Source organism: Methylobacterium sp. J-072 (genome assembly GCF_022829425.1).
GTDB lineage: Bacteria > Pseudomonadota > Alphaproteobacteria > Rhizobiales > Beijerinckiaceae > Methylobacterium.
Genome location: NZ_JAKSYK010000012.1, coordinates 1 through 15,988, shown reverse-complemented (window position 1 = coordinate 15,988; position 15,988 = coordinate 1). Strand labels below are relative to the sequence as shown.

At 60.2% G+C, this 15,988-nt stretch carries 19 protein-coding genes; 15 read left to right on the top strand and 4 right to left on the bottom strand.

Annotated features, from left to right (window positions below; translation table 11 throughout):
• Window positions 1–2: 2 nt before the first annotated feature.
• The 10 genes from MKK67_RS00430 (at window position 3) to MKK67_RS00385 (ending at window position 10,067) form a co-directional block, all read left to right on the top strand.
• A complete protein-coding gene (locus tag MKK67_RS00430) occupies window positions 3–1,046 on the top strand; it encodes a MobA/MobL family protein (RefSeq protein ID WP_279601356.1) in 1,044 nt (347 codons plus the stop codon).
• A gap of 273 nt (window positions 1,047–1,319) precedes the next feature.
• Complete coding sequence (locus tag MKK67_RS00425) at window positions 1,320–1,703, top strand: plasmid mobilization protein (protein WP_243960769.1); 384 nt, start codon at window positions 1,320–1,322, stop codon at window positions 1,701–1,703.
• The gene (gene traA / locus MKK67_RS00420) at window positions 1,666–4,128 is read left to right on the top strand and encodes a Ti-type conjugative transfer relaxase TraA (protein ID WP_243960766.1); all 2,463 of its coding nucleotides are present in this window, start codon (window positions 1,666–1,668) and stop codon (window positions 4,126–4,128) included. Before MKK67_RS00425 ends, traA begins: the two co-directional genes overlap by 38 nt.
• A gap of 103 nt (window positions 4,129–4,231) precedes the next feature.
• On the top strand, window positions 4,232–5,257 hold the full coding sequence (locus MKK67_RS00415) for a hypothetical protein (protein ID WP_243960750.1): 1,026 nt from the start codon (window positions 4,232–4,234) through the stop codon (window positions 5,255–5,257).
• 353 nt (window positions 5,258–5,610) lie between these two features.
• Entirely contained in the window at window positions 5,611–6,303 is a 693-nt protein-coding gene (locus MKK67_RS00410; RefSeq protein WP_243960748.1) for a ParA family protein, read from the top strand.
• Window positions 6,303–6,722: a stability/partitioning determinant gene (locus tag MKK67_RS00405; protein WP_243960746.1), complete on the top strand. Its 420-nt coding sequence runs from the start codon at window positions 6,303–6,305 to the stop codon at window positions 6,720–6,722. The genes MKK67_RS00410 and MKK67_RS00405 overlap by 1 nt, the downstream gene beginning before the upstream one ends.
• Before the next feature lie 207 nt (window positions 6,723–6,929).
• Window positions 6,930–7,811: a replication initiation protein gene (locus MKK67_RS00400; protein WP_243960744.1), complete on the top strand. Its 882-nt coding sequence runs from the start codon at window positions 6,930–6,932 to the stop codon at window positions 7,809–7,811.
• Window positions 7,812–8,613: 802 nt separating this feature from the next.
• Window positions 8,614–8,946, top strand: coding sequence for a HigA family addiction module antitoxin (locus MKK67_RS00395; protein WP_243960742.1), 333 nt, complete (start codon window positions 8,614–8,616; stop codon window positions 8,944–8,946).
• Entirely contained in the window at window positions 8,943–9,149 is a 207-nt protein-coding gene (locus tag MKK67_RS00390; protein ID WP_243960741.1) for a hypothetical protein, read from the top strand. The genes MKK67_RS00395 and MKK67_RS00390 overlap by 4 nt, the downstream gene beginning before the upstream one ends.
• Before the next feature lie 150 nt (window positions 9,150–9,299).
• Window positions 9,300–10,067 (top strand): metallophosphoesterase, encoded by a 768-nt coding sequence (locus MKK67_RS00385; protein WP_313898990.1) that lies wholly within the window; start codon window positions 9,300–9,302, stop codon window positions 10,065–10,067.
• Between the two features lie 12 nt (window positions 10,068–10,079).
• Here MKK67_RS00385 and MKK67_RS00380 read toward each other — a convergent pair whose 3' ends face one another.
• The gene (locus MKK67_RS00380) at window positions 10,080–10,334 is read right to left on the bottom strand and encodes a hypothetical protein (protein WP_243960737.1); all 255 of its coding nucleotides are present in this window, start codon (window positions 10,332–10,334) and stop codon (window positions 10,080–10,082) included.
• Window positions 10,335–10,468: 134 nt separating this feature from the next.
• Between MKK67_RS00380 and MKK67_RS00375 the strand changes: the two genes are divergently transcribed.
• The 3 genes from MKK67_RS00375 (at window position 10,469) to MKK67_RS00365 (ending at window position 11,957) form a co-directional block, all read left to right on the top strand.
• The gene (locus MKK67_RS00375; RefSeq protein ID WP_243960735.1) at window positions 10,469–10,879 is read left to right on the top strand and encodes a DUF6516 family protein; all 411 of its coding nucleotides are present in this window, start codon (window positions 10,469–10,471) and stop codon (window positions 10,877–10,879) included.
• Window positions 10,876–11,253 carry a MarR family transcriptional regulator gene (locus MKK67_RS00370; protein WP_243960733.1) on the top strand — a complete coding sequence of 126 codons (378 nt, stop codon included), beginning with the start codon at window positions 10,876–10,878 and terminating at the stop codon, window positions 11,251–11,253. Before MKK67_RS00375 ends, MKK67_RS00370 begins: the two co-directional genes overlap by 4 nt.
• A gap of 158 nt (window positions 11,254–11,411) precedes the next feature.
• Entirely contained in the window at window positions 11,412–11,957 is a 546-nt protein-coding gene (locus MKK67_RS00365) for a recombinase family protein (protein WP_243960731.1), read from the top strand.
• 196 nt (window positions 11,958–12,153) lie between these two features.
• Here the strand turns inward: MKK67_RS00365 and MKK67_RS32830 are convergent, their stop codons facing one another.
• Genes MKK67_RS32830 through MKK67_RS00355 form a run of 3 tightly spaced genes read right to left on the bottom strand, consistent with a single transcriptional unit; the run spans window position 12,154 to window position 14,211 of the window.
• Complete coding sequence (locus MKK67_RS32830; protein ID WP_409568348.1) at window positions 12,154–12,534, bottom strand: DUF6527 family protein; 381 nt, start codon at window positions 12,532–12,534, stop codon at window positions 12,154–12,156.
• Between the two features lie 11 nt (window positions 12,535–12,545).
• Complete coding sequence (locus tag MKK67_RS00360; protein ID WP_243960729.1) at window positions 12,546–13,700, bottom strand: ThiF family adenylyltransferase; 1,155 nt, start codon at window positions 13,698–13,700, stop codon at window positions 12,546–12,548.
• The gene (locus MKK67_RS00355; protein ID WP_243960726.1) at window positions 13,675–14,211 is read right to left on the bottom strand and encodes a multiubiquitin domain-containing protein; all 537 of its coding nucleotides are present in this window, start codon (window positions 14,209–14,211) and stop codon (window positions 13,675–13,677) included. Before MKK67_RS00355 ends, MKK67_RS00360 begins: the two co-directional genes overlap by 26 nt.
• A 526-nt stretch (window positions 14,212–14,737) precedes the next feature.
• Between MKK67_RS00355 and MKK67_RS00350 the strand changes: the two genes are divergently transcribed.
• Window positions 14,738–15,307 (top strand): ImmA/IrrE family metallo-endopeptidase, encoded by a 570-nt coding sequence (locus MKK67_RS00350; protein WP_243960724.1) that lies wholly within the window; start codon window positions 14,738–14,740, stop codon window positions 15,305–15,307.
• Between the two features lie 364 nt (window positions 15,308–15,671).
• Window positions 15,672–15,988 (top strand): T6SS phospholipase effector Tle1-like catalytic domain-containing protein (locus MKK67_RS00345; protein WP_243960722.1); only part of this gene is annotated, 317 nt, incomplete at its 3' end.

Here is a 15,988-nt window from a genome sequence, read left to right as displayed (position 1 = left end):
GGATGCGGGTTCTCGAACTGACCGCCCATGTCCAGAGGATCAGACGCCGCGACGGTGCATCCGCTACGGCCGCAGCAGCTTACCGATCGTGCGGGGTGATCCGGGACGAGCGGACGGGCATCGTTCATGACTACCGGCGCAAGGGCGGACTCGAAGGCACCGGCCTGGCTGTCCCGAAAGGCGCGCCGGAATGGGCGGGCGACCGGGGGCAGTTGTGGAACGCGGCCGAGATGCGGGAACGCAACGGACCGCGCGGACCGAACGCCATGGCGTTTCGTCAGGATGCGATCGTCGCCCGCGAGTTCATGTTCGGATTTCCCGCCGAGCTGTCCCAGGTCGGCCGCTCACGTGTTGCCGAAGCGGTCGCCCGTCACCTTGTCGATCGCTACGGCCTGGCCGCCGATTTCGCCATCCACCAGCCGGGCAAGGAGGGCGACCACCGCAACCATCACTGCCATATGCTCACCACGACGCGCCAGCTGACCGCTGACGGGCTCGGGCGCAAAATCCGCGACCTGGACCAGTGGTCGAACGGACCGCGCCACATCAAGGCGTTTCGCGCCTTCCTGGCCGGCACCATGAACGAGGCGCTTGCGGCCGAGGGGCAAGCCGGACGGGTCTTTGTGGAGCATCGCAGCTTCAAGGATCGCGGCAGCAGCCAGAAGGCGACGCGCCACAAGGGCAAGGCCCAGACCAATGCCCGTCGCCAGCAGATGCAGCAGGATCGCGCCGCCTGGATGAAAACCGAACGCGACCGCCAGACCGAACGGCACAGGGAGGAACGCCGCGCCCTCGATGCCCGCCATGAACAGGCGCGCGCGGCGAGAGCTACCCTGCCCTCCTCCGATACCCGCGCTTTCGCCGCCGTGCTGTCAAAGGAGTCCGCGGCCATGACCGAGCGCCATGCCGCCGAGGATCGTCAGCTGGACAAGGCCATGGCCGCCCGTGTTGCGTTCGATCGCGTCGCCGAGAGCCTGGAACGGCGGGCGGAAGTCGGCCGGGGCGAGCGCGACCACCAGCACGAGCGGGACGGCTACGACCGTTGACCGTCCGCTTGACCGGAATCGTCGTATTGTCTTCAATGTCGCAAGAGAAAACGGCCGTCATGATTGGAATGTCTGACGGTTCAGGGCCGTTTTCTGACCATCACTTATGGGAATTACTTAACGATAACTTTACGGGAGTTGGTTATCCTCGATTGGAGGGTAGCCAGATGTGTTTTTGCTAGCAAAAACCTCTGGCCAAGGGGGACCGATCCCCCTCTGGACACCCTGTGCGGGCCGGCATGAACCGGTCCGTGATGGTGGTGATGGTGGAGAATGGCACGGCCGAAAAAAGCGCCCCACGAGCAACGCAGCCGTCAGGTCAACGTCCGCATGACATTGGCCGAACTGCTCGAACTCGAAACCCTCGCGGCCGGCCTCGGCATCACGCCCGCCGACTTCATCCGTCGCCGCAGCTTCGGCTACTCGCTGCCGCGCCGGCCGGATGGTCAGGAAGCGTTGCTCAAGGCCGTGGCCGTCCTCGCCGCCACCGGCAACAACCTCAACCAGCTCACGCGCCACGCCCATGCCGGACGCCTGCCCCATGCCGACCGGCTCGCGACCGTGCTGGACGAGATCGAAGCCCAGCAGGAGCGCATCTTCCTGATGCTGGATCGCTTCGATGACCCCCGTGGTCACGAAGCTCGGCCGCAGCTTTAAGGGCGCTTTCGCGTATTACCTGAACGACAAGCGCGGCCCGGACTCGGACGGCACGACAGACACGCGCGTCGCCTGGACCGAAACGATCAACCTCACCACGGCCGACGTGAAGAACGCCGCCCGCGTCATGGCGGGGACGGCGACCTCGACCGCTGCCCTGAAGAAGGCGGCCGGCGTGAAGGCCACCGGCCGGAAGCTGGAACAGCCGGTCTACGCCTATTCCCTGTCCTGGCACCCCGACGAGCGGCCGACCAAGGAGGACCAGCTGGAGGCGGCGCGGGCCACCCTCGCCTTGCAAGGTCTGGAGGAACACCAGGCGGTGATCCTCGCCCATACCGACACCCACCACGCCCACGTGCATATCGTCGTGAACCGGGTTCACCCGACGACCGGCGTTGCCGCCAAGCATGGCAATACCAAGCTGGCCCTGTCCCGTTGGGCGCAGGCCTACGAAAAAAGCCGGGGCCGTATCTTCTGCAAGGCCCGCGTCGAGAATAACGCGCGCCGGGACGAACGCATCGCCGCCAATGATCCGCGCGCGGCGCGTCCCGTGTTCGAGTTCGACCGGGCCACGAGCAACGACAATCTCACGACCGTCATGGCGGCCTCGGTCGAGAAGCAGCAGGACGCCCACCTGTATGCGATGGACCGCGCCCTGAGGGCGAGCCACGTCCGCCAGTGGCGGGCGCATGAACGCTTCTATGATGAAGCCGTGCGGTCGCTCCGCGCCGCAGGCATCCGCACCCTCGCCGCTATCGCAGGGCTGCGAGCGGATTTCCTGTCCCGGTGCGCCCAGCTGCGTGCGTCCCAGGCCCGGCAGCGGGAGGAACAGCGCACAGCGTGGCGCAGGCGCAGCAACGAGCGCCAGACCAACCGCGCCCGCTTCGACGGCAGGGACGCGCGCCGCGCCGCGAAAGGCGGCAGTCGCCGCACCATCATCGGGGCCGTCGATCCGGCCGCCATCATCGCCCGCCTGACCGAGCAGACCTCCACCTTTACGCGCGGCGACCTGGTGCGCCACCTTTGGAAGCATCACCCGCCCGACGTGCTGCGCCAGGCCATCGCCGCCGTCATGGCGTCGGCCGAGCTGGTCCATGTCGGAACCGACCCGAACGAACGCGCCCGTTACACGGCGCGCGACCTGCACGCCCTCGAACGCCAGATGGTTGCGGACGCGCAGGCCATGCACGAGGCCGGGCGGCAGGCTGTGTCCCCTGCCCTCCTCGCCATGGCGTTGCGCGACAGCCCTATCACCCTGTCGGCCGAGCAGGACGCCGCCTTGCGGCATGTCACCGGGCCAGAGGGGCTAGCGGCCGTGGTGGGCTTCGCGGGCGCAGGCAAAAGCACACTGTTCAGCGTCGCTCGGGCAGCGTTCGAGGCGCAGGGCTACCGGGTCCGCGGCGCGGCCCTGTCCGGCGTGGCCGCGGACTCCCTCGCCCACGGCGCCGGCATCGAAAGCCAGACCCTCCATTCCCTGCTTTACGCGCTCGATAAGGGACGCGACCGCCTGACCGACCGTGACATCCTGGTGCTGGACGAGGCCGGCATGATCGGATCGCGCCTTATGGCCCGCCTCCTGAAACATGCGCGGGCGGCCGGCGCGAAGGTCATTCTGGTCGGCGACCCCGAGCAGCTGCAAGCCATCGAGGCGGGCGCTGCGTTCCGGGCGATCGTGGAGCGGTACGGCGCGGCGCGCCTGAAAGAAGTTCGCCGGCAGCGGGAAGCCTGGCAGCGTGCGGCGACCGCCGAATTGGCGACGGCGCAGACGGCTGACGCCCTCGATCGATACGAGCGAGAGGGCATGGTGCATGCCCACGCTACGCACGCCGACGCGATGAAGGCGCTGATCGGGCGTTGGAACGAGGCGCGCCGGGCCGCACCCCACCAGTCGCACATCATCCTGGCCTATACCCGCGCCGACGTGCGCGCTCTCAACGACCGGGCGCGGGCCATCCGCCGCGCGGCCCATGAGATCGGCATCGGACAGAAGGTGGAGACAGCGCAGGGCGTGCGCGAGTTCGCGCCCGGCGACCGCATCTATTTCCTGAAGAACGACCGCGACCTGAACGTGCGGAACGGCAGCCTCGGCACCGTCGAGCGCATCGCGGGCGACTATCTGACCGTACGCCTCGATGACGGCCGCAGCCTCGCCATCGACGTGACGCTCTATCCGCATCTCGATCACGGCTATGCCGCGACCGTCCACAAATCGCAGGGCGTCACCGTGGATCGCGCCTACCTGTTCGCCTCCCGCTACATGGACCGCCACGCCGCCTATGTCGGCATGACCCGGCACCGTAACCGGCTCGACGTCTATTGGTCGGCCGATGAAATCCCCGACCGCGCCGGCCTCGCCCGCATCTTCGGCCGCGACCGCGCGAAGGATACCAGCATGGATTACGAGCCGTCCCCTGCGCCATTTTAGAGGGTAAGACCGGCCATTCTTGACCGTCGGCGGCCCCCGACCTTTCCCGGTGCCAGTGCGCCCCTAACTACATGTAAATCTAATTACAACGCGTGGAGGCAGCGTGGACCTACCGACAGAGTTTCCAAATTTGACAACGAAAAGCGCCGTAGCGACTGCAGGTGATGCCGAATATTACATGAATGGATACGACATCATTGTTCACAGAACGGTTCTATCAAAAGGACCTAAGGAGCATCTGCAGCCAGAGTCTTACGTCTGCCGATTTTGCGGAAGATCCCGGCCAGAAGCGAACTTTAAGAAGTTCAACGCCCACGCCATATCGCATTTGACAGGCAACAACACACTCTTCTCCCTGTATGAATGCAGAACGTGCAACGCGCGCTTCTCCGGCTACGAAGCCGATTTGGGGACGCTGACGCTTCTCGACAGGCAAGCGGCTCAGGTCCTAGGTAAGGATGGTGTTCCCTCCGCGAAAACGTCGCTGAAAAAGTCACGGATCGATTTCAAAGAAGGCGGCTTGGTGATCCAAGAACATGAGGGCGATCCAATCGCTCTGATCGATGAAATCAACAAGACAATGACTATATCGACTATGAAGCGGTCCTACAGGCCGCTAGGCGTCTATAAATCTCTCTTGAAGATGGCGGCAACACTCCTCGATCAGGCGGATGTCGATAAGATACCGGAAGCCATCAAGTGGTTGGGTAGCGACGGGCTGACCGAAAACCAGATTGACGACGGGACCGGTTACACCTGTCTGAGGACGTTCACGCCCGGTATGGCGCCATTTGGTCAGACGCGTGTGATGATACTGCGCCGTAAGAACAAATCCATTGTTGGTCCCGCGTATATATTCTTTCTTGCATACGGATGCACTAGTTTCCAGATTGTCCTGCCAGCCCCACAGGAAGATCGCCACCTTGTAGGTCAGACATTTGATCTTCACCCCATCCCGCTGATCGCGTTCCTCAAAATGGACAGAGTTTTCGGAAAGACGCGGACACATTTCGAAAAGCTTGGGTCGACTGAGCTGACGCCGGCGCCTCCGTCAATCGTCTACCATTTCGAAAGCATAGACGCTGTAGAAATACCTAATTCACAAAGTGGGGAACCCCCTAATGCGTGACAAGTTCGTCATGCTTCAAGCCGCAGCTTCGCGATTTTTTGCGAAACTGAGCCTCGCACGGATAATTGGTCGCGACTGCCAGAGACACTAGCTTCGGCGTCGGGCCGGAGCCCCACTAGTGGCGGATGATTTTGCTGCTATCAATCTGCTAGCAGCCCATTTTCTGCTAGCAGATTGATAGCAGTGTGTGATCTGTTAATAGTTGTTATCAGTCTGTGAACAGCAGACCCTCAGTTAGCAGTCTGTGATCTGTTTTTAACATGTTTACTGTTGACTGACTGTTAGCAGTTCCGGCAGCATGGTCGGAAGCGCATCACGCGCACGACCTTCAACCCTTTGTCCAAGGGGCCATCATGCCAACCATCGTCTTTGCCAGCCCAAAGGGCGGCGCAGGCAAATCCACGTCAGCCGTCATCCTCGCCACCGAACTCGCGGGGAAGGGCGCCTCCGTCACGATCATCGACGCCGACCCGAACAAGCCGGTGTCGCGTTGGGCCAAGCGGCCCGGCGCGCCGGCGACGCTCAACGTCATCGCCGACGTGACCGAGGACAGCGTCATCGACCAGATCGAGGAGTCAGCCCGCAAGACCGCCTTCGTGATCGTCGACCTGGAAGGCACGGCGTCCGCCATGGTGGCCTACGCCATGAGCCGGGCCGACCTGGTCATCATCCCGACGCAGGGCAGCCAGCTGGACGCGGCCGAGGCCGTGAAAGCGGTCAAGCTTGTGCGCACGCAGGAGAAGGCGTTCAGGCGCGTCATCCCGGCCGCGATCCTGTTTACCCGCACCAGTGCCGCGATCCGGCCGCGCACGCTGCAGGCGATCGAAACCGAGTTCATGGAGGGCGGGGTGAGGGTGCTTGGCACGCAGATGCACGAGCGCGACGCCTTCCGCGCCATCTTCGCGTTCGGAGGCTCCCTGTCGGACCTCGATCCGGCCCAGGTGAGCAACATACAGGCGGCGCGGAACAACGCGCTCGCCTTCACGGGCGAAGTGCTGGCGATCCTGAAGCCGTCCGCAGCCGCCAGCCAGGCGAAGGTGGCGTGATGAACAAGCCCCGCGCCAGCATCTTCGACGGCGATGCGGACGATATCGATGTGTCCGCATTCGCTCCCAAAACCGCATCCGATCCGGCCGCGCCGCCGGCAGAGGAGGTAAGGGCCATCGCCGAGGCGGCGAACTTTCCGAGCCGCGAGGTGAAACGTCCGCCCACGGCGCCGGCCGCCACAGCGGCGCCAGCACCCGCACCCGTTCAGGCTCCCCCGGCGAAGCGCGAGCCGCGCCGCCACCGCACGGGCAGGACCGCGCAGTTCAACGCCCGGACGACGCCGGAGACAGTCGCGGCCTTCTACGCGATCGCCGACCAGCAGGGCTGGCTCGTCGGCGAGACGGTCGAACACGCACTGGAAGCGTTGCAGCGCGAGCTGAAGGGGCAGGGCAGGGGGGGCAAGCCGGCATCGGCCTGACGACCTTGCGGGCCGCGGATATTATGAGGTTTTCGGGGAAGCCGCACGGCCAGTCCCCGACCGCTGCAAGCGACTGACGCATAGAGAGTTTTTCACGGCCCGACTTGTCGGAAGCCCCGCAAATGTGAGGTTTTCGGGGATGTGTATGAAACCGCGTCCTGTAAAGTTTTCATTTTTAGCGGCGACGGCGGTGATGTACGATCGCCTATGGCCGAACCGAAGACAGCGCAGCTCCTGACCCTGGACCTGACGCCCCGCAACCGCGAGGCGATCAAGCCGGCGGAGCTGATCCAGATCACCGGCCATCATCTCCTGACGCTGAACGCCCGCCGCGCCATCACCATCCTTTGGTACAATGCGCACCGCCAGGGCATCCAGGAGGGCAGGGACTACACGGTCGAGATCGACGACCTCAAGCCGGACAGCCACAAGGGCTACGAGATGGTCGAGGAGGCCGTCGAGGCGTTGATGCGCACCATCCTCAACGTGAAGACGCCGACGGGGCGGACACGGGTGCAGTTCCTCGGCGGCAACGACATGGACGACCCCGAGCGGCCGGCCGGCGTGCTGACCTACAGTTTCGACAAGCGGCTCATCAAGATGCTGGCGAAGTCCACCATCTGGGGCAAGATCGCCCTACCGGTCCTGATGGCTTTCACCTCGAAATACGCCGTCAGCCTCTATGAGAACGTGGCGCAGCTGGTGAATTTGGAGCGGAAATCGCACCATGTTTACACGCTCGACGAGTTCCGCGACCTTCTCGGCGTCCAGCCCGGCCGCTACCGCACGTTCGGCGAGCTGAACAAGCACGTCATCAAGCCGGCCGTGGACGAGATCAACGCGCTCGCCGCCTTCAGCCTGAGCGTGGTGCCGAGCAAGCAGGGCAAGAAGGTCACGGAAGTCGCGGTCGGCTGGTGGCAGAAGGACCCCGACGCCCTGAAGGAGGCCTTCCAGGAGGTGCATCGCACCAAGCTCGGCCGCCGCGCCCGGATCAGCGGGATCACCGAGACGGTGTCGCCGGCGCAGCCTTCGATCGGCCGCATGATGCGGCAGGACCGCAAGCGGCTGAAGCCCCCGGAAACCTCATAGTTGGTGCGTGTCGGTGCCTATGAAATCAGGCACTTGCAGAGGCCATAAGGGCTTCCCCGGAAACCTCATAGTTGGACCAAGGGCCTGTGGATAAGTTAACGGAGATTTACCATATCATCCCCGGAAACCTCATAATAACGCCCCGGATTCCTCATAGTACGCCCCGAATCTCTCATAGTAAGAGGGCGTTTTTCCCCGAATTCCTCACAGGAGTCCCCGGAAACCTCATAATTAAAGTTACAAGCCATTGATCCAGCTGTTTGATCCAGCCTGGAATCTTAGAATCTTTTGAATCATTGAAAGAAGAAGAAGCGGATAACCGAGCGTCCCACTAGTCGCAGACAGGCTCTAGGGTCATGCCGACCCCAGCACTTCGTCGCCGCCCATACGGGTGACGATCCTTGACGCAAAAGAGGCGGCCCTAACGGGCCGCAATCGGACGGGCTTGCGCCCGCCTCTATGAAGAGACCGCTAACGCGGTCCGAAAATCGGAATCGGGCTAGCGCCCGATACTTTTTTGATTGCCCGATGCACCGATCGTAGCACGACGGACGGACCGTCAACGGCTCCGCCGTCCTCCGCTTACGCTCCGGCCCCTCACGGGGTGACTGGTCCGCCCTTACGTGCTGCATCATAATTGTTCGGGACGAAGGCATGTTCTTCTTCGCCTCCGGCTTGGGATCGAACCAAGGCATAGAAAGAAAGAGGCTCGGCAGGAAAAGGGTTGCGGTAAGTGTTCGGCGTTGCTTTACACGACACGGAACCCCCTGCTAAGCTTCTTAGAATCTCAATAGGCCGGATTATGGACGACGAAATCTACACAATGAAGCATCCTGCCCACCCGGGCAGGTTTATACGAACGGAAATCATCGGGGCCCACAGGCTTTCCGTCACCGAGGGCGCCGAGATTCTTGGCGTGACCAGGCCGACCCTTTCCCAGCTGCTGAACGAGCGCGTGTCCCTGTCGGCCGATATGGCCCTGCGAATCGAAAAAGCGTTCGGCGTGAAGATGGACACGCTGATGCGGATGCAGAACGCTTTCGACATCGCCCAGGCCCGCAGCCGCGAGGATGAAATCAAGGTCGCCCGCTACGTGCCGCAGCCGAGACCCGACCAGTTGCCGGGTCTGTCGTGACTGTCATCCATGCCGATTTCCGGCCATGGACAGCCATCATCACGAAGCGGAAGACCTACCTCCTGCCGCCCGACGCCATAGGGGTTCCCGTCGAGGACCGGCTTGAGGACGTGCCGTACTGCATGAAGGGCATGAAGTTCTGGCAGACCGAGGACGGGGAAGTGCTGGCGCGCGGCGCGTTCTTAAGGTCCGTTGTGGATTGACCGCCTGACCCCGATTTCTTTCGCGCCTGTAGGCTCTTTCTGTTTCGCGTCGGTCTGAAGCCCCTGAAAATTTCGCGGGCCTGGCGGGCCTTAAATCGCAAATGCGGGCTGCTTCGGCTGGACTGGATAGATGCCTTTCAGCGCATCGGCATGGTGCCGCCGTGCCTATCCGGTCTAACCTTCCTCATGCGCTACCGGCTGATCTCTGACGTTCATTCGGAATTCTGGCCTGAGAACCCCTACAGGGCAGGGAAGCATATCGACCGGCTGCTCCCGCCCATGCCGGACGACCGGGATACCGTCCTGCTGCTGGCCGGCGACACCGGCTCATATCGGCGCCGCAACATCTACCGCGCTGTGATCGACCGCCTGTGCAACCGCTTCAATGCCGTGGCCGACATTCCCGGCAACCATTACGGCTATGGCGGGGAGTGGGACGACGACACCGCCCCGGCCGTGCGGGACAATTACCGCTTCGGGCCGGCCTTCCAGGCGTTCGGCGTGACCGCCTGCACCCTCTGGACCGGCTTCGACGGCGGCAACCCGGAGATCGAGCGGGAATGCCTTGAGGGGATGAACGATTTCCGCCGTGTGCGCGGCCTGTCCGTCGAGGGTGTGAAGGCTCGCCATGCCGAGCATGTCCGCTTCCTGGCCGAGCGCATGGAGGAGGGCGGTATCGTCATGACCCACTTCGCGCCGTCGCGCCGGTCGCTGCCAGCAGCGGAGGAGGGGGAGGCCTTGAGCCACTACTACGCGACCGACCTTGAACGGCTGATCCTGGACCGTCGCCCTGGCCTATGGGTTCACGGCCATATCCATGCAAGGTCCGATTACCGCTTGGGCGATACCCGCATCCTCTGCAATCCGGCCGGCTATGACGGCCGCGACCACGACCCGAGCCTGGCGTTCGAAGCGTAGCCCTGCCAGCCGTCAGTTCAGCATCGTGACGACTTCCATGACGGTTTTGCCGTCCCGCACGAGGGCGACGCCGCGACGGCCGCAGAAGGTCCGCCAGCTTTCCATAGGGCTGTTGAAGGCCACCAATTCGTCGCCAGGCTGCATCGCCGCCTTGAGCCGTTCCCATCGGCCGTTGACGCCGCCGAAGGGCTTGGCGAGGTCAGGAACGAACGGAACGCCGGGATTTTCGGCCTCGGCCTGTTCGACCGTGATGACGCGCTTGTCCATGGTGGCCTCTATCGCCGATGGGTGTCGCTACGCTGTAGCCCAAGAGGCTGGCGGCATCAGTCGGAACCCAGGTACGATCAAGCTTGAACGGGACGCTTGCCTGGAAGCGTCATATCATGTCATGATAAGGTAGGATGGACGAGGAGCAGCTTCATACTCTTGAGTTCCTGCTGGCATTCGATGGACGGTTGCACTGGTACGACCAGGGCTATTTCCTGAAGTTCGAGATCAAGCGGGTAGAGGCAAGCGCACTGCGGCCGCACGGCCTGCGTTACTCGTTCACGCTGCACGACCCGGAAGGCGAACGGATCATGGGGTTCGATAACGCCCATACCGTCGCGCCGGCAGGCCGCTACGCAAAGCGGCAGGCCGAGGCCGATCACTGGCACCGGACAGGGGACGATCCAGGCCGCCCCTATGCATTTACGGATGCAGCGACCCTCATCGCCGACTTCTTTGCCGAGGTCGAACGCATCCTGACCGAACGGGGAGTCTCTATCGACGTCGTGAAGGACGGAACCAGGAACGAAGGAACGAAGCCATGACCCAGCACCGGATCGTAAGCCACAGCCGCCTCCGCGATGAAATGATGGCCGTCGCACGCGGCCAGCAGGCCGCGCCGCCGGATGCCGGAGGGCAGAGCTTCGAGTCCGTCGAGGCGCTGATGCGCCTCCTTACGCCGGAGAACCGCCAGCTGATGGCGATCATCCGTGACCGCAAACCCAAATCCATCGCCGAACTGGCGACGTTTTCCGGTAGGGCCGCGCCTAACCTCACGCGCACGCTCGCCAAGCTGGAAGCCGCCGGCTTCGTCAGGATGGAGGACGATCAGCGCCGCAAGGTGCCTACGGCCGTCGTGCAAAAGCTGTTTTTCGAGATCGATCCGTTTTCACAGAACGACCGTCTGGAGATTGCCTGATCGCTTCCAAAAGCGACGGACGCGACCAGGATCCGTGTCTGACGTCCGAGTCTTAGGCCCACACGACGATGTAAGGGAAGAAAGGTCTACCTTTCTCCCCGCCCTTCTACCCCTTGCAAAAACAAGGCACTATCAGGGGCGAAAGGTATGGGGAAAAAGTGCGGTACGGATATAGCCGGATTTCGACGGACGATCAGAACCTAGAACGGCAACGCGTTGCCCTCGCCCGCGAGGACTGCGCCGAGGTCATCGAGGAGACAGGTAGCGGGGTAAAGGTCCGACACTACCTCGACGCCCTGCTAGGCCGGTTGCAGGCCGGCGACGAGCTTGTGGTGTCCGAACTGGACCGCCTGGGGCGCTCGACCGGCGAAGTGGTGTTGATGCTGGACGAGCTGACCAGGCGCGGCGTTGCGCTTCGCATCCTTGCCACGCCCTCGCTCGACATCACCCACGAGGACGGCCGCTTGATCGCGGACATTACGGCCGCGCTCGCAGCTCACGAGCGGCAACGGACGCGCCGCCGGCAGGAGCAGGGGATCGCCGTCGCGAAGGCGGCCGGCAGGCATATGGGCCGCCCCTGTAAGATGAATGGCCAGCAGATCAACGAAGCCCGCGTTCGGATCGCGGACGGCGAGGCGGTCAGCACGGTTGCGCGAGCGTATGGTGTCGATCGGAAGACGCTAAGGGCAACGTTGAAGCGATAATGCGAAGTCGCAACCTGAACTCGGATCGTGCGGCGGCACTCGACGCAATAGTGTTCGAAGCCAAGCACCCCAGATGCGCCGCGCTGTTCTCAGCCGATCGCGGCGGCGACGCAAGAGTTCTCTCAAGATAGCTTTCGGATCGGCGGCAAGTTGCTCTGCCTGATAGCAGGCCGAGGGATACTGACACGCTAGATCATCAGCTAAACACCCGCCGGATGAGATCGCCGACCCAACCCCGGAGGCGTTGCCACCAAGTGGGCTTATGAGAATAGTGTGCTTCGCGCCGAGCGTCCTCCGCTTGACGCCCAGCGACTATCGTAGCCTGGGACATCTGAGGCAGCCATTCTACACCACCCCTAGTTATGTAGTAATGCGAGTCGCATATACCCCAGTTTCCCACAGACGGGCGTAGTGTGAAGCCAGTAGGCTCTATTGTAATATTGAAATTTTGATCATCAATTGGTAATTGAATCACATCGCCGCAGCCGCACGCACATTTATGGGCACTAATCTCGTATTCTTTAGACCAGTAAAAAATTCCTGACTCGAATATTTTTGGAAACCGGTCGATATGCATAAGTTTGTACATCATGCCACACCTAACCAGCTGGACGATCCAATTGACAGAAGCGAATTGAAATACTCGGCATCATCAACGTAGAACCCTCGAAATTGCTTATATTTGACCACGGCAATTGCAGCGTTTAGAGCATTGAGTTCGGCGATCTGCACGAAAACACGATAAGCCCCTGCCTCGTGGCGCTTATCAAATGGCACTTCTGCTCTTGCCCGATCCGCAGTGCCGTCCGTGAAGAGCGTTGTCCTCAATAGCCCATCGAGACGACCAGCTTCTTTCTCGACACCCATGCCAACATCGATAAAGGGAATTTTGCGCGCTAGGAGAATTTCACAGATTTCTCTCCTAGCCTCTCCGTCGTCGATGCACACAAATGCGAAAGTTATGTCAGAAAACAACTTCTCATCGCCCGCAGCAACGCGCTTGTTATGGAAGCGGAGACGGTGTCGAAACGCATCGTACTTACTCTGATAAAATAAGGTTTTAAGCTGTCCTAAAAATGAGAATGGAACTTCTCCAGGTGATCTAAAGCTGTTATGGACTTGGAAGACATCGAAGTCATAGGCATCTATAGAATAAACCGGAGTTTTGACTATGAAATCCAGAACGAAGGCGCCAGTTCCTCCAAGGCCGATGATTGCGATCCGGTCATCGGAAACCAGTCGATTAAGGTCGCCGATCTGAGCGCGAGCGGAAAATGTGTCCGTCACTTTGAATGGAGATTTGTCTTCCGGTACATCGTATTGTGCTCCAGTTTGTGGAGAGACTCCAAATAACTGGGTTGCCGGACCAGATATAAGGGTAACATAGTGGACTACTAGATCGACGTAATTTGTAAAACCTTCCGGCGGCTTGTTAGACAGATGAAATCCATAAACAGTATCGTCGATCGTCAAGCTTATAGGCTGCGCGGCGAATGGTATTGGGGAACGATCAGGATTACAGGCAGCTGTACCGCTCCAGTACATCTGGTGATTTCCTGGTGCGCCAACTCTCGTTTGATCGATCATAGTAAGAGGCGCCGCTAGACGCCCCTTACCTTGCTCACCAGAAGCGTTGACGTACCAAATATCATTTACGATGAGGTGTCCGCCTGAAATAGACAGGGAGTAGCCGCTTGCAAGCAGCTCACCCAGACCATCAAGACTCGCCGGTACGTTTGACACGAAAGCGCATCCCATTAGTGATTTCTACAGAGCCGTCCCTACTCAGAACACCTTGAGTGTTATTCTTAGGTCCTCGCTCATAAATAATGCTGTAAGTTGCATTGGGGAAAGCTGCAAAATCTGGATAAGCTAGCGAAACAATGCGCTGATATAAGATCTTGCCCTTAGGTTCTTCATAGTCGACGGTATTGATGATGATAGTGACATTCTTAGGCGCTGGTTCGGGATGGCTACCACCGCCGGTACCTCCGCGCGCTTCCTCTATGTCGTGAAGATCATCAGCAATACGCTGCTCCTCCTTCTCCTCGGCATCCCGAGCCTCCTGTTCCCCCTTATGATCGGCCTCCTTTCTACGCTGCAGTTCTGCAATCTGCGCATCAATGGAGGCCTCGTCCCGGGTCAACTCCAACTCGCGTTCACGGGCTTTCTCAAGCTCCTGACCAGCTTCAATGATATCTTTTGCGTCCCGCTCAATGCGGTCGGCTTCCCCTGATTTCATCTTATCGTCCATGAACTTAGTACCTTGCGCTTCCAGTTCGACCTTGCGGGTGAACCTCCTCGGGGTACGACCTCCGCCATTGCCAGCCGGAGAGTCGATTGCTACCTAGCAATGACACCTCATATTGCGCTTGAGGAATCCAGTTGCAAGATCGCAATCAGACATGACGCTAGGAAAGTTCGACGGGGAGGCCTTCTTCGCTGCGCTCGACGCTGAACGGCAGTCTCGCAACGCGACGTGGAGGAAGGTTGCCGAACAGGCCAAAGTGCCGGCTTCTACCCTCACGCGGATGTCTCAGGGCAGACATCCCGACGTTAACAGCCTTGCTGCGCTGTGCACGTGGTCTGGCCTTTCCGCTCGCGATTTCTCACGAGCGCCAAACGATAGTAACTCCAATATAGCATCTCCACTTGCGCAAATCACTACTCTTTTAAGAGCTGATCCAAATCTTTCTCGCAAAGGAGTTGAGGCGCTCGAAGCAATTATAAAAGTTGCCTATCAACAGCTACGAACTAGTACGCAATAATAAGGCAGGCCAATGCCAGTTCCGCTTCGCAGAGGATTTAAGTCTGATGCTAATTGGCACGCTATAAAAGCGCGAGAAGAGCTGGGATTACTACCCCACGCGGCGTTGTGCCCTCGAAATCTAGCGATCCATCTTGGTTATACGGTTGTTGAGCTTGGTTCATATATCGCGCATGATGCATCTGCTGTTCACTATCTTCAGTCTGCAGCTGGTCAGAAAGAATTCTCGGCTATTACTATCTATTGTGAGGTTGCGCGCCTCATTATACATAATGACGCACATCATCCTCATCGGCAGGCGGCTAATATCGCCCATGAGCTAGCCCATGGCCTACTCATTCATAAGCCATCTGCATTACAGGATAGGAATGGTGCTCGCTTATATAATAAAGAGCAGGAAGACGAAGCCAATTGGCTCGGACCAGCGCTTTTGATTTCTGATGAGGCCGCACTGCATATTGTTGAAACCGGTCAGTCTCACGCAGAGGCGCGACGCACATATGGGGTAAGCGACGAATTGTTGGAAATGCGCCTCCGGGTTACTGCAGCACATCTTCGGGTTGCGCGACGGCGTGCTGCGTGATCTTGAACAGCGAGGATTGAGCTACAATCATCCGTTTTCGCCCGGAAGGCAAAATGACATAAGCAAAAACGATTTTATTGCGGAGATTCAAACTGACGGCTAGATTAGTTCTGTCCCTTTTGCATGGTCCGGTATATAGCGGATCGAGGTCTTAGGATCGGCAACCCTGCGTTTTATAAAGGGGTTCCTTTCGGATAATTCTGCATCGGATATTTGCACCACTTAAGCCGCTGATCCGGCTAAGGCCGAACAGCGGTGCAGAACTCTTGAGTTTTGAAACCTCACCGCTGCCTTTGATCGGGAAAGGCTTTCTGGTCCATAAATGATAGCAAGGTATGGCAAAGCTTTTTTGGGCGGAACGACCGTGGCCAAAAATATTCTGATTTTCGCCGATGGTACGGGCCAAATCGGCGGTCTGCGGCCGGATCAGCGCCTGTCGAATATCTACAAGCTCTACCGCGCGACGAGGCCCGGACCCGACTCCCCAATCCGGCCCAAGCAGCAGGTCGCGATCTATCATCACGGCCTTGGGGTTGGTGAGACCAACGGCTTCACTTTCCGACGGTTGAGGAACCTACTCGCTTCAGGAATTGGCACCGGCATCGATGACAACGTGATCGATTGCTACGCTGCGGTGATCGCGAATTACCAGCCTGGCGATCAGGTCTGCCTGTTCGGGTT